At 50.9% G+C, this 13,306-nt stretch carries 11 protein-coding genes; 7 read left to right on the forward strand and 4 right to left on the reverse strand.

Annotation, left to right across the window (positions count from 1 at the left end; translation table 11 throughout):
- Window positions 1-734: 734 nt before the first annotated feature.
- The 4 genes from A3709_RS11595 (at window position 735) to rdgC (ending at window position 4,290) form a co-directional block, all read left to right on the forward strand.
- On the forward strand, window positions 735-1,175 hold the full coding sequence (locus A3709_RS11595) for a ClpXP protease specificity-enhancing factor SspB (RefSeq protein ID WP_066054533.1): 441 nt from the start codon (window positions 735-737) through the stop codon (window positions 1,173-1,175).
- A 100-nt stretch (window positions 1,176-1,275) separates the two neighbouring features.
- The gene (locus A3709_RS11600; RefSeq protein ID WP_066054535.1) at window positions 1,276-2,334 is read left to right on the forward strand and encodes a hypothetical protein; all 1,059 of its coding nucleotides are present in this window, start codon (window positions 1,276-1,278) and stop codon (window positions 2,332-2,334) included.
- A 324-nt stretch (window positions 2,335-2,658) separates the two neighbouring features.
- A complete protein-coding gene (locus A3709_RS11605; RefSeq protein ID WP_066054536.1) occupies window positions 2,659-3,105 on the forward strand; it encodes a hypothetical protein in 447 nt (148 codons plus the stop codon).
- A gap of 198 nt (window positions 3,106-3,303) precedes the next feature.
- A complete protein-coding gene (gene rdgC, locus A3709_RS11610) occupies window positions 3,304-4,290 on the forward strand; it encodes a recombination-associated protein RdgC (protein WP_197484159.1) in 987 nt (328 codons plus the stop codon).
- 43 nt (window positions 4,291-4,333) lie between these two features.
- Here the strand turns inward: rdgC and A3709_RS11615 are convergent, their stop codons facing one another.
- Genes A3709_RS11615 through A3709_RS11630 form a run of 4 tightly spaced genes read right to left on the reverse strand, consistent with a single transcriptional unit; the run spans window position 4,334 to window position 9,194 of the window.
- Complete coding sequence (locus A3709_RS11615; RefSeq protein WP_066054540.1) at window positions 4,334-4,735, reverse strand: hypothetical protein; 402 nt, start codon at window positions 4,733-4,735, stop codon at window positions 4,334-4,336.
- An 18-nt stretch (window positions 4,736-4,753) separates the two neighbouring features.
- Entirely contained in the window at window positions 4,754-5,158 is a 405-nt protein-coding gene (locus A3709_RS11620; protein ID WP_066054542.1) for a hypothetical protein, read from the reverse strand.
- A gap of 21 nt (window positions 5,159-5,179) precedes the next feature.
- Window positions 5,180-5,794, reverse strand: a complete 615-nt coding sequence (locus A3709_RS11625) for a hypothetical protein (protein WP_066054544.1) — start codon at window positions 5,792-5,794, stop codon at window positions 5,180-5,182.
- Entirely contained in the window at window positions 5,784-9,194 is a 3,411-nt protein-coding gene (locus A3709_RS11630; protein WP_066054546.1) for a diguanylate cyclase domain-containing protein, read from the reverse strand. The genes A3709_RS11625 and A3709_RS11630 overlap by 11 nt, the downstream gene beginning before the upstream one ends.
- A 209-nt stretch (window positions 9,195-9,403) precedes the next feature.
- On the opposite strand from A3709_RS11630, the gene A3709_RS11635 reads away from it, so the two are divergent.
- The 3 genes from A3709_RS11635 (at window position 9,404) to A3709_RS11650 (ending at window position 13,265) form a co-directional block, all read left to right on the forward strand.
- Window positions 9,404-10,477 carry a zinc-ribbon domain-containing protein gene (locus tag A3709_RS11635; protein WP_066054548.1) on the forward strand — a complete coding sequence of 358 codons (1,074 nt, stop codon included), beginning with the start codon at window positions 9,404-9,406 and terminating at the stop codon, window positions 10,475-10,477.
- 233 nt (window positions 10,478-10,710) lie between these two features.
- Window positions 10,711-11,502 (forward strand): hypothetical protein, encoded by a 792-nt coding sequence (locus A3709_RS11640; RefSeq protein WP_156507712.1) that lies wholly within the window; start codon window positions 10,711-10,713, stop codon window positions 11,500-11,502.
- Between the two features lie 1,109 nt (window positions 11,503-12,611).
- Entirely contained in the window at window positions 12,612-13,265 is a 654-nt protein-coding gene (locus A3709_RS11650; RefSeq protein ID WP_066054556.1) for a hypothetical protein, read from the forward strand.
- The last annotated feature ends 41 nt before the right edge of the window (window positions 13,266-13,306 follow it).

A 13,306-nucleotide genomic window follows, 5' to 3' on the forward strand; every position in this document is an offset into this window, starting at 1 on the left:
AAACAGCTTCCACCGGTGACAGTCCTGCATTTCCTTGTTTTGTGCCTTATAGATGCATAGCTGCCGTTGCCAACCAATCGAGTAACAAGGCGTCCGCAATGAAGTATGCTTCCACTGCGTCACCAAGGCATGCTCCAAGACCGCTGCTAGACCGCGACCATCTCTTATGGGAAGCGGGGAGAATGCCTGTTTCGCATTTGAGCCGCACACCTATAAAAGACTCTTTCTTTGAATCTTGGAGCTTCACGCAAGCTTGGATAGGCCTTGATCATTTGCTGCTGCAGGGCAAGCCCCCCCGGTTATTGTTGCCGATGACGGGGGCAGGCGTTCGTCTGCCCCTGACTGCCAGGAAGCGGTACCATCAGGTTGTGTCAACGCCGCGCGGGCCTATGGATGTCTGGTCCCTCCCCATTTCGGAAGATGACGTAAGTTTCTTTTCGATGGATAAAGATTTCATCACACTATCTTTTAACCAGTCTCCCACAACCTGCGAAATACCGATCACCCGAATTATCGCTATCTCCGACGCTACGGGAAGTTTCTTTAACGCGGTATCAAAATCATTTATTCCGTTTTTTCAAGCTCCAAGGGGCCCCCGACCTAACGCTCGACTCCGGGTGATTCACGGCGGAAAGGCTTAAATCTTTATTTTTATTGGTTATCTATATATTTTTGGTACTGTATGAGCGCTGCCCATGGGATATTAGAGAGCAGTTGAGTCAGCGAAGAAAGTCATGGAGATATACAAGAATAACCTGTTTGAGACCAAGTATCCCGAAACCTACCGGGCCGACGATGTGCAATGTTGTTTTGTTTTTTATCAGATACGCATGGCCATCCGCTTCTTCCTGGACACCACCGACAGAATTTTTTTGCTTATAAGCCCGGCGGGAGTGGCGGGCGTACCGGAAAACTTGTTTTCCTCAGGAACAGCGGGCATCGACATCTCGCCAGACAGGATCTCGATGGCCTCGTTTTCGCCGGAGGGCATTCACGTTGCATTGCCATTCAATGGGGTCCACCGGCCGGTTTACATTCCTGTATCCTCAGTGCTAGCTGTGTACGACCGTAACGACGGGCGCAGTGTAGTGATTGATCATAAAATATGGAGCGGTGAGACAAAGAGTCGTCCAGCAGTGCCCCAGCCGCGCTTACAACTTGTGACCCCCCGATAAGCCTAAGCACGGCGTTCTAATTCAGCCGCAAACAAAATTGTTCAACTAGGCATCCCCATGGTCTATACTGGATATACGTACAGTACAAGGCTGTGGGATTATGAGCAATCTTCTGAAAACCGCCGACCTCGAGAGGTCTTATCGCGCGCTACGTGAAGCTATGAGCGCGCTTAGCGAATCAATTATGGCCGATGCTGAAGACGGCCATTTAGCAGCCATTCCAGCAAGTAATCACCCAATACGCGAGATGTGGTCATCCCACGACGATTACCCGTGGAAATCCGATGACGATGGGGGGCTCGCCAGCCTACAGGCGCCGCCGAGAAGCGTCCGGTTTCCAGACCACTGGAAGGTATGTCAGGCGATAAATATGCTTGAGTATTTGCAGGACCAAGATCGAAGAGAAACAATTCTCTATCCTGGAGTGGTCAGTGCGTCTTCAATGACCCTGAATGCGGCTGGTCAGGTCAATGTGGCCAAGGATATTTTTAAAAGAGCTGTCGTCGAATTGCGAAAGCAAGCTGGACGTCTGAGCAACCATGATTTCGAACTGCAAATTGATGCATGCAATATCTTCTCTCGAGACCAGGAAACAGCGACTGCCCTAAAAACTGTTGGGATCAGCAGGATTTGCTTAAAGCAAGTCTACCGGCACATTCAGGTGGTATCCCATCCTGGATTGCGTGGAGTTGGCTTCTACGCGCGGAAACACAGACCCATGAAGTTGATGTCACTAAATGACGCAACTTCGCAGCTAGAGGCGGTGCTTTCGAGGTCGGATGAACGCAAGCCCGCGCCGGAATCTGTTGCCGTAGGCTTGAAGCGGCTTGCCCAGCTGCGTGAGATAGACCCTGGCCAATCGATACTTTGGACGCAAAAAAGCACTGTAATGCCAAAGGCGAACCTAAGCTTCGACGACGGAACAAGGGGGAAGCAAGCCTTTGCACACTTGCCGATCTTATTTGCGGGCGAGCCGGGTGCCGCACTGCCAGTATTTAATTTCGATAAAATTCCGGTGAGGGATGATTCAGAGATGGATGCATTAGAACGGGATACGTATCGCCTATCAAACAGTCGGCGGTGGAACGATACGAACGACCCTGAGCTCTTGGCGCTAGGTCAGGTCCACTGTTTGAAAGACTCGCTGAAGACTGCGTAGCACCGCTGTACATCTTTGTTTCATATTTGGCGTTATTATCTACGTTTAAATCGCAAATCCTCGCTTTTTTTATTGTCAGTATAGCGCCGCAGATTTAGTGTGGTACTACTGAATAGAAGACCCTTGGTGATGGATATGCACCCAGCCACGCAAACACTGCTAACTCTGATTTACCGCCCGTCGACTTTCCTAACATGCTGTCTTGCTTGGCTTCTACCTACTGCGGCTTCGCTTGCGCAAGAAGTCGAGATAGCAGCCGACTTTCAGACTGTACTTAGCCCCGGTGTCTTTGAGTTTCGTGCTTCGGACGGCCGAACACTATGGGTGCGGCAGAGGTTTGTTGAGTTTGATACAGCGGAGTCTCACGCCTGTGCTACCTCAGAAGACGAACTCACGCTGCGGCGCTGCGGACAGCTTGAGGACTATCTTGCAAACAAGACCGCGAGTATTTATCTGGACGTGAAGGCCATCAATGGCCCGGGCGGTGCGGTCTATGACGGCGCCATTAGTGTTGATGGGGTCCCGCTGGCGGCTGCGATGGTAGAAAGCGGCGAGTATCGCCCTGACCAGACACAGTATCCGCCTACAGAACTTGTCGAGCTGGAGTCCGTAGCGCGATGCAACTTTCGGGGCATGTGGGCACGCTTAAAGTACGACAGTATTGCCGTCGCCAAGTGTGAGATCGAAGATCGCGAACGGTCTGCGGAGCAGGCCCTGGATTCACAAGACGACGCCGATGAGGTCGATACTATTCTCGAGTCTCTGTTCTAATAATTATCGTTAGAGCAGCCGCTCTGCCAGTTGTGCCATGAGGCTCGCAAGGCGCTACACACAGGCACCAGGCGGGTAGGGGTGATGAAAGAAACAATATTTACTCTGGGTATGGCCTGGCTTGGGTTGATTCGAGGCGGAGCCTGGTATGGCATGAGTGAATGCAGCAACAATTGTCTTTAAATCAGGGGGCATTTTTTGAGTTATCCTTCGATTTTCAAAACTGCGACTTGCGCACGGTGCACCTGGGAGAACTATCCTACCGGCCCAGAGCAGATCGAATCTCGTGTGAAATCACTCGCGCACGTGCCAATTCGTCCGTCACAAGACGTGTCCGTTGGGTTTTGTCCAATTTTCGGTGATGACACTGAGGCATTTACACATCAAGAGGCGGGTGTCTTATTTATGCTCTTCCGGGCCGAAGAGAAAAAGATCAACTCCGCTCGTGCTAAGCGTCTCTGTCAAAGTGAATGTGCGCGTATTGCGCGTGAGCGCGGCGTTCAGACGTCAGATTTGACTAAGGATGAGCGTAAGCAAGTAGAAAATAAAATCAAGGAAGATATGCTGAAACGCGCCGAGCCCTCAGAGAAGCATCTTGCTATAGCTTTCGATAGAGGGGCAGGGCTCATGTTCTTCAATGCGCCGCAGAATTCGTTTGTCGAACGATTCACAGCAGAGCTAAGGAAGATTTTCCCCGACATCGCGCTTTCTCCACTTGTATCTACTGACCTATCCCCATTTTTAACCACCTGGCTTAATGCGCCGTCTAGCATGCCTCGCGGTAGCGTCATCGGTGGCGAGGCAGCGATGGAATATGAAGACAGCAAAGCGACCATGTCGGCAACGGACCTTACCGCGGCTGACGTCCAAACCTTTGTCGCGAACCACCGAACAGTCACGCGGCTGTCCATTGTCTTAGTAGGCGCTGCTGAATTTGTGCTAACGAAAGCGGCAGAAGTGCGCCGCCTGAGCATTCTCAATGAGGAGGATACAGGAAGCGCCGATGGAGACAGCGGAGGCGTGCCTGAAGACAGAGCGACAATGCTGGCAGGCGAGATGTTTCTTAATGCGAAACTGTTGAAGCAAATATTCGACTGGATCCATGAGCAGTGTGTCTTAGAAGACGGTGAGGGTGATTTTTTGGGCGACGGAACCTACCTGCTGTCTGATGGCGCCGGCAAATAAACACAGTTACTTTCTATGAAGAACGATCAGAGAAAGAGCGGTTTCATCTTTTCGGCTCTGGCTTAATGCGTCGATTTAACCCCTGCAGAAGCTTGACTCTATTTTCACGAATCTGCTGCTTCATAACTGCGGCCGAGGGCCCGGCCTTCGATCCTGACGCAAGCGCACGCAGCATATAATCAGTCGCCTCTGCTGCTTTTCGTTGCAGAAACTCATCACAATCAAGTCCTGCGTACATCCCGTTTGTAGATGAATCGAACAGCACCCGGTCTGTAGTGCCTGACTCTCCGTAAAGCGACCGCATTTTTTGGGCGACTGGATCTGTATCGGACAAAACAAATTCTGCCCCCAACCAGCCCAGATACTCGTCGCTTCCGCGGCGACGATATTTTTGTCCGCTGCGGACTCGCTGATCAGCCTTGGATACGCGTTTTAACTCTGTCATCGCAATTTACCTAGTTCATTAGCTTTCCTCCGTTTCGCAATTCAGCAGCTCTATTCCTGCCAGTATGTTCTTTCGCTCTTCGGCAACCTGGTCAAGAAGCATCTTCCAACTCGGTGCGTTTCTTTTCATATATCCGGAGATACCATCTCTGGCGAACACACCGAAATCTTCAACAACTAAAAACTTTTGGTTAATCTTACCGCCACGGACGTTGGTTATTTTGAGGCCGTACCCGTCCGCATCACTTAACAAATAATAAATTCCCCGCCTGCTCAATCCGAGCAGCTTCATGCAATCATCGATATTCGGCTCCGGCAGATTCATTAATACTGAGACCAGCCCGAGCAGCCTTCCCTTGTCACCTCGCTTCGGCATGTGGTGGGCGAGTGATTCGGTTTCTTGGATATTGTCAACGGTTCTCATCGCGAGTCAATATTCGTGTCGTTAAATCTCAAAAAGTCGCAGCTTGAGCATAGCTTTATGGCCAGATTGCACCTCGCCGTCTTCTCCTTGGAAGTTAAGATTTACCAGCAAGCTACACGCGCTATCTATTGCCTCGGATGCGTCGAACGAGTCCGGGGGAATTCCTTCCTCCTGAACGATCTCTTCAATGAGATTCAGCGCAAGCGATCTGAGACGCTTTAGCCTCTCGCTGTCATCCCCATATTTTGGGGACGCTACGAGATCCCCGAAGAGAAGGTAGGCGGTTTCATGCTCTGCAGCGTTCTGGTCTTGGTAGTCCATAAGGCCGACGCATACCTTTACAAATGTGAACAGCGAGCGCATATCAGGCACTTCGTCGCGCTCAAGCCAGCCAGAAACATCTTCTTGAGTCCAGCGATCATCGAGCTGGGCAATTTTTAGTGCGGGGGCGTCTGTCGGGTCTGCGAAGATTCGAGCCCTCCGAATAAGCAGCATGAGCCTCGCGCTGAATCCCGGTGTTTGTTTGCGGGGGAATTCCTCTCTCAAGCTCTCATAAGCTTCTCTGAGCTTTTGCGGAGACGGGGCTACTCTGGTTGTGTCGGCGCTGTATAGCGAGACTACTTTTCTATCCGTCATTCGTTGCTCCTTCCGTAATGCTATTCCTGCCGCTGCCTATATAGGTTTTAAACGTATTGGGCGCGACGCCGGCAATCATTGCCAGGATTTTTGTTTGCTTCGCTTTCCGGTTGATTTTTTTTGTATCCTCTAGGTGGGTGGCGCATAACTGTGCTACCAATTTTTTTGCGTTTACACCTTTGGGGGAGCCGGCGTCTTGGTCACGAACCCAGCTTCGCACCGCCTCTCGTACTGCTTTCCATTCACCCGATTGTCTGTCTTCCCGCGTGGAAGCGCAGTTTTCGACCATCGTGTAAAAGTTGTCCGACCGCTCCTTGCCAACCAGTCGGCTCACAAGCTTCTTCTTCTTGACGCACATACGACACATTCTTTGACTTCCAAGCCTGTTGGCTATGGAGTCCTCTGTTAAATGACCAAAATGGCACTCCCACCGTGAGGTATCAGCCAATTCGGCGGCATTCGACTCGCTGGATATCAAGGTGCGGAAATCAGTGCTTCCGGGCGGACATAGGTACTCTCGATCAAGAATGTCTTCAACTTCTGATTGGGAGATGCTTGCACTTCCGATTTCTTCAAAATACTTTTCGTATTGGACCCTCTCCTGAGTACTTGCTTTATTACCCATCCGAAAATGCTTGTCGATTCCTGCCTCAATTATTTCGTGCTCTAAGGATTTTCCAACCGACATGATTTTCCCGTCGGATAGCTCATTGCGCTGCAGGACAAGGTGGATACACCGCGCGATCTCTAGCTTCATTTTATCGAAGCTCGAGACCGCCCCTCGCTTGATCACATCCTCCATCCCAGCTGGTATTGTGGTGGCTGCCCGAGCGCCGAGGCTGTTTGATTGGACTCGTGGCCGATCGAGTATACCGAGAGACAGCGCATTGATCACCGCGGTGTTAGATAGCTTCACCGCTCTCTCAATGCGAATACGTAGCTCAGCGATATTCTGAGGCCAGGTGTGGCCGGCCAGTAGCAATAGCGCTTCTTCATCGAAGTCTGTGACGACGACGCTTTGCCGCTCGGACTCCTCGATCAGCATTTTCTTTGCCAGTCTGCATACGAGCGTAGACCTGCCCTTCAAATCTGGCAGCATGATCGCCTCCGCTGCGAAGGGCCTTGCGAGTTCCTCGATGATTTGACCTTCTTCGGCAAGCCTGCTCAGGGGGGTGTGACTGATCGCTATGAACTGCACACCCTTGACTCTCTCCCTAACAAACATTCCTTTGTTTATGGCGCGAGCTAGCGTTTTCTGAGCCTCTTTGTTAAGAAGCTCGGGCCTCTCGACTACAATAGTCCTCGGGACGTCTTGTCTTAGCGCGGCCTCAATCGCCACCAGCCCAGCGTTTTGCTGCTTGGCTTTTGTGCCTTGTATCAGGATGTATTCTCCAGGCATTGTCTTTTGCAGGTGAGCCACCCTAGCGATATATTTTTTGCCCGTGCCAACGCTCCCGGTGATCGCAAATGGTTGGTTAAGGCAAGCGAGTGCTCTAGCTTTTGTCACCGCCCCGTCTAGCTGGTCTGATACGCATCCGTCAACGCTGGGGAGGTCGTGCTCAGAGCAATCTTTGTTTTGGGTTTTCCAATCAGGGTCACGCTCTGTGAATATCTCCGGAAGCCACCCTTTCATGCGCGGTGCTACTGCGGAAAATTGGTTGATTGCTATCGCGGCCGCCTTGTTATAGTTTCCTCTAGCCTTGGATAATACATCTTGGTTTCTATACGATACGATGATTGATGCTCCGATGCATCGATCCATTAAAATCAATGGCCGTATCATCAATCCGCCGGCGCTTATCTGCTTACCATATCCTTGCTTTTTTTGGGCCAGTTTCGATCGAGACAGGTCGTTCATGATCTTCGTAATTTCGGGGTCGATTTCATTTTCTGACTTTTCCGTTACGCCAGTATCATGATAGCGGTGTACCGAAAAAACAGTGAGTTCATCATCCCCGCTCGGAGATAAGAGAATATGCTCATCAACTATGCTGAAGGTTTTGAGCGAGTTGCTTATCACTCTAAGCACCGCGTCCCGCGTAGGCTCGACCTCGCTAATCCGTGATATCTGCGACAGGAACTCTATCGTCTCGTTTGGGTGCAGCGAAGTGGGGCGGCCTTCACCCCTTAAGTCTAGATTTCCGATGTACTGAGCGGCGTCTATCTCAGATGCAAATACCACGTACGTATTATCTTTTTGTTGCGCCTTCGATAGAGCCTCCGACGCGGTGACCAGTGCACGCATCGAACTTTCTCCATTATCTTTGCACGACACGCCTATCCGCACCCTTCCTGGATGTTGGGCCGCATCACCCTCTGCGATATGTCGTTTCGGGATTTTCTCTAATTGCCTGTGGAACGCTGCGGCTATTTTTTTCGCTTGAGATGCATCGGTCTCGCGAAGCACAAAGTAGATATTTGATCCTTCAGGTTCTCCGACTAAATCGTGTTTCCTCTTCAAGCTTTTTAGAACAATCCGAACCTCGCCCATCATGAGTGCCAGTTCATTTTCTCCCCATGCATCGCTGTCCCCGGGTAGCTGATCTATCCCTATCGCCATAACGGTGTCAGTACCTTTGATACCGCCCGACAGGGCGTACTCCGTTTCGCTGGTGAGTGTGCGAAGAACCATCATTGTGCAATTTTTTCGGTGGTGTACTTGAGGCGCGACAAACCCGGCTATCACAACCTCTTGACCATCCTGCTTCCTGATAGTGCTAGGTGGCAGTAATGTCCTGGCGTTGGCCTTTACTGCTCGCGCCAGTATGGAATGCTGGTGATCATCGTCTACACCGAGCGGTATCCACCATGGTTTTTTCTCGAGTAGTTCGGGTGCAAAACCGAGCAGTTGTGCGGCTTCCTCGTTAAAATCGAAGATTCTTTCCGTGCTTCTTTCAATATATAGGATCGCTGAACCGAGATGCTCGAGCACTGTGCGCAGTTGTGAGCTGTACTCCCTCGATTTGCGATCCGCCTCGGCCCTTTGGACCCCAAGCTTCAGATACTGGAACGCCGTTTCTTCATAGCGTTCTTTTTGTATATAGCCGATCGGAGCAGACTTGGCCGCCTCATCAATATGTTCTTGATTCCAGTACGCGGTAAGATAAATGACCGCGGCCGATTTTTGTTCAAACGCTATCCGGCCCAGTGCCAAACCGTCGCGCTCGCCAAGCTTGTATCGATCCCCTTCGTTGTCCTCGAGGTTTATGTCTGTGATAAGTAGATCGAAATCTATCGTCTTGACCATTTCGAGTGCTTGGTCATAGCTTCCAGCCTCGCCGACCACATCTATCCCGAGATTAGAGTTCTGGATGTCCAGCAGAAACCTTTGCCTAAACCCAAGATCGTCCTCCACCACAATTGCTCTGACGGTTGGGCGTTGCAGAAACATTTTCCCCATTTTCGAAATCCAGTCTTTAAAGAAGAAATTCGTAAACTTTTGTAATCGTCGACGCCATTTTGTGCAGTTGTGGCGTAGAATTCAAGAAATTTTTGACGCATGACTGTACTTTTTTTTGCTTTTGATTGATTTCTGCGCCCCAAGGGGTAATTATGTCGCCGTGTATTATTTTTCTGTGCTTTTTACATTGAAGGCACTGGGAGTTCCAAATGAGTAACGATTTTAAGCAGCGTAGGGCTGACCGGATTGGAGACCTAGAGATGCTCCACCAAACTCTTGAGGCAGAGTTTGTGAGGTGCATCGAAAAGCCAGATTTGTCTTTCGACGACATCTCGCGTGGCTCTACAGTCGTTTGCGAATGGCGCTGTTTTCATGGGCATAGCTTTGAGATGACGATGAAGGCCCGCTGGAAAGGGGCCGAATGTCCTACATGCAAAAAATCCCTGCTAACGCAGCACCCTGAGCTCGTTCGCTGGTGGGACACTGCAGCAAATGGTATGGGGCCGGAGACGGCGAGCGTTTATGATCGCACCAAACGGTGGTGGAAGTGTGATCATGGACACAGGTTCGAGCGCTCTATCGTGACCACAATCAAGTATGGACTAACCTGCAAACAGTGCAAGGCCCTCGGCCTTGAGATTAACACCAGGGCGGCGCGGGATGACCATAATCTTCTGAATGACCACCCGGATATAGCCGCAGAGTGGGACTACCGGAAAAACAACTTCCGACCTGAAGAACACAGCCCCGGCAGCACACGCGTGGCGCACTGGATATGTGAAAGGGGCCATGAATGGAGCTGTAAAATCAGTGAGCGGACTGCCGAAAGGTCGAGGCGCTCTTGTCCTCATTGCAAAACGCTGAAATACACTCACCCGGAGCTTGCGGCGGAACTTCATCCTACGAAAAACGGTCCGATCACGGCTGAAAAGCTTAAAAAAAGCTCAACTGACATGGTTTTATGGGTGTGCCCGCATGGACATGAATACTCTCAGACACCTGCAGCTAGAACGCGGAAGCTATACCCAGCAGGGTGTACCGTATGCAAATCTATCGGCGTAATTTATGAGGACTTGATTGCCGCTGAATGGGATTACAAAGGCAACCGAGGCCTAGATCCCATGGACATAACGGTCAGCGAATCGATATCAGCTAAATGGGTCAACAAAGAGACTGGAGAGCGCTGGGTTGAAACCGTTGTATCTCGCATCAATAGGCACAGGCGCAAATTGAAGTCGGTCAAGAAATCCGCGAAGCGTGGAAAGCTGAAAAAAACGGCCTAGCGTCTATTTTGTATCCCCGATGCATTTATGGCTCTTGCCTGCACCATATGCAGGCAGAGCCTATCTTTCTTGCACTCCATGCCTAAATCTCGCCGTATTTAATGGAATAGCCCTGAAATTTCCGGCAATCTTGCTGGATGATATCAAGAGCACTTCCCATCATTGTCCTCCTTTTATGTGCGCAGCCTACAACGCTGCTCGCAGCCGATGACCTGGCACGAGAGTTCTTGGGCATGGTTTTTCAACAGGACCTCGTTCTCGATGATGTGCGCGCGAAGTATCCGGACTTAGCGCCTGCCGCTGACGAAGCAGAGGAAGGATTCTATAAAAGCTGGGCCGCAGTAGACCTGCAGGACATGATGACCACCGATATCCAATTGGAGCTCCAAAATAATCGGCGCTTGCTTCTTCAAGCACTAGACGTTCTCCCGTTGCGAAGGCCAGCTGCTGAGTATTTTCTGGAACTGGTCCGCTCTAGAGCAGATGCAAGATTCCGTCCCGAAATGAAGAGGTACTTGCTAGGGAGGCGCTACAGGGATGATCTGCCAGCGGAGCTCAATGCTGGGTTTACTCGCTCTTTCACTATTGTGCGCAAACGGGCTGGGCTGCGAAGTGCTGTGCGAGTCAATCTGCCTTATTCATGGGGTACGGACTGGCCTCTAAAGACCAGTTCAGACGGCCTTAATTCAGTAACTATCTTCCAGCATAACGGCTTCGAGTTTGTCATCTCCACTCGAACCGACTACATGATCACACCAGGGCTACCAGTCATAAATGAAACTACTATCGCGGGTCTTGTGCCGCGCGGCCGATCACTATCGGAGTGGGGGACTATTGCTGCTCAAAACATGGAGGGATACTGGATTGAATTTCCTGAAGGCCCTCTTAAGTCTACCAGGCTTTACACCTTCAACTTCGATAGCTTTTCGCTGGAGCTCCGGTGCACCGCCTCACGAGCCACCCCAAAAGACCGCGCTGATTTATCACGTGTCTGCGACGCAATTTCTGCTCAGCTTTCTGTGTAGGATTGGTTGCTTCGATACGGAAGCTTATCCCCTGAACGCTTTTCGGCGGATGCGGGCCTGTTCTTATGCCGCTCCCAATCCACATTTCCGTCAATAAGTATGGTCGGGCCGTTACGCACTAGCAAAAGCGTAACCAAAGCCCCGATGCACCAAAATAAAGCGATCACAGCCACCCCCATTTAAACAATATTCCTGCGTTTCTTGTACACTATTGTATTTTTTCAAACCGCCTTTGTCATCAGCCTAAACCTGAGAGCGCGAGCATATATGCCTTTTTTTGTGCGAGTATTCGGCCTAAGAATATTTTTGTGAGTATTTTTTATAGCCCAGTTCGCGCTGTTACGTTAGATTTCGATGTATCTGTAATACTTCGTGTTATGCCATTTAGCTACTATGAGAAAATCTCAATATTATCCCACGTGGCAGGAGGCGAGTTCAGCTGCACGATCCCTCGGCATTTGTGACACACCTACGTATAAAAGCCTGAGGCACCGTGACCCCAAACTCCCTCCATGTCTCTATATGACGTATAAGGATTTTCCTGGCATGCGTGAGTTCGTGCATGGGGAAGGATACGGCTATTACAGGACCTGGCAGGAGGCTAGCGCTGCGGCGCAGAATCTTGGAATCACGACGTATAAGCAGTATCGTGACATGAGATCTAGGGACCCGCGTCTTTACGGTCTTCCTGACGTTCAGTATCCTGATTTTCCGGGTTATAAAGTATTCTTAGGCACAGCAACTTACGAAACGTGGAAAGAGGCCGCGGCAGCGTGCCTCAGCATTGGGATAACCTCATTCGCCGATTACCCCCGATTGAGAACGCTCGACTTAAGACTCCCATCGTGCCTGTCTCGGGCTTATCCAGACTATCCCGGACCAGCTGATTTTTTTTCGGGCCTGCCGTTCTACGCAAGCTGGCAGGAGTCGGCGATGGCCGCCAGGCAGATAGGGATAAGGAGCCGACGAGCGTACGCAAAGAAGCGAGCCGGCGATATACGCCTCCCGTTATGCCTTCCGAGGGCGTACCGTGATCGCTTCCCCGGCTATCCGCAGTTTTTTAGCTATCCTGACTCCACAGAACTTTCCAAACAATTAACGCGATGACTATGACCAAAAAGATTTCCGACTCCAAGTTTGGGCGCACGCTCAGGTTAGGCGGGTCGCTGGCAGTAATTTTGTCTCTATCGTCCTTTTCCCACGCGCAAGATGAGGGAGGCGGCTGGTATCAATCGAAGGTGCCTGGCGTCGACTTTACTCGGGGAGCGAATGAACCGAGCAACCAAAGTCAATTAAAGACAAGGCCAGGGTATTTCAGTGGAAGATCGCAGGACGTAAGCGGCAGCAATATTGGCCCGCCTGCGGATGCGATGCGGGCAGCGTCACAATATTACACGTCTGCTCTTTTGGCAGAGGGGGTTGCTGATGCTTGCGATGACTACATGGACATAGGGCCCCACCCATCTGCGACGGCCATCAGGACCTCTATCGTAAGGTCTTTCGCTGTTGAAGTTCAGCCACAGGTACTACAAGCGCTTTCGGTTGAATACGCTGACCAGCTAGTCCGTATGGCTACCATGCCAATCGACAACCTTGAAGCCACGCAAATGGAGGGCTCAACAGATCCCGCTGCGCTTCGGTCTTTTGAATCCAAAAAAGCTGCTCAGCTACGTTACGCGTGTGATATCACGCTACCGATTTACGTAGAGCAACGCACTACGGCAGAAGGTGAGTGGCAAGATCTGGTAGCGCAGTATGAATAGTCTAAACGCGGTTCTGGATATGCTTAGTGTGCGGATACTCG

Source organism: Halioglobus sp. HI00S01 (assembly GCF_001635445.1).
Classification (GTDB): Bacteria; Pseudomonadota; Gammaproteobacteria; order Pseudomonadales; family Halieaceae; genus Halioglobus; species Halioglobus japonicus.

Coding starts and splice junctions, on each gene's coding strand:
- A3709_RS11630 (WP_066054546.1), bottom strand. CDS start 9,194: ATGGGGAAAATGTTTCTGCAACGCCCAACCGTCAGAGCAATTGTGGTG.
- A3709_RS11625 (WP_066054544.1), bottom strand. CDS start 5,794: ATGACGGATAGAAAAGTAGTCTCGCTATACAGCGCCGACACAACCAGA.
- A3709_RS11635 (WP_066054548.1), top strand. CDS start 9,404: ATGAGTAACGATTTTAAGCAGCGTAGGGCTGACCGGATTGGAGACCTA.
- A3709_RS11620 (WP_066054542.1), bottom strand. CDS start 5,158: ATGAGAACCGTTGACAATATCCAAGAAACCGAATCACTCGCCCACCAC.
- A3709_RS11650 (WP_066054556.1), top strand. CDS start 12,612: ATGACCAAAAAGATTTCCGACTCCAAGTTTGGGCGCACGCTCAGGTTA.
- A3709_RS11615 (WP_066054540.1), bottom strand. CDS start 4,735: ATGACAGAGTTAAAACGCGTATCCAAGGCTGATCAGCGAGTCCGCAGC.
- A3709_RS11595 (WP_066054533.1), top strand. CDS start 735: ATGGAGATATACAAGAATAACCTGTTTGAGACCAAGTATCCCGAAACC.
- A3709_RS11600 (WP_066054535.1), top strand. CDS start 1,276: ATGAGCAATCTTCTGAAAACCGCCGACCTCGAGAGGTCTTATCGCGCG.
- A3709_RS11640 (WP_156507712.1), top strand. CDS start 10,711: ATGGTTTTTCAACAGGACCTCGTTCTCGATGATGTGCGCGCGAAGTAT.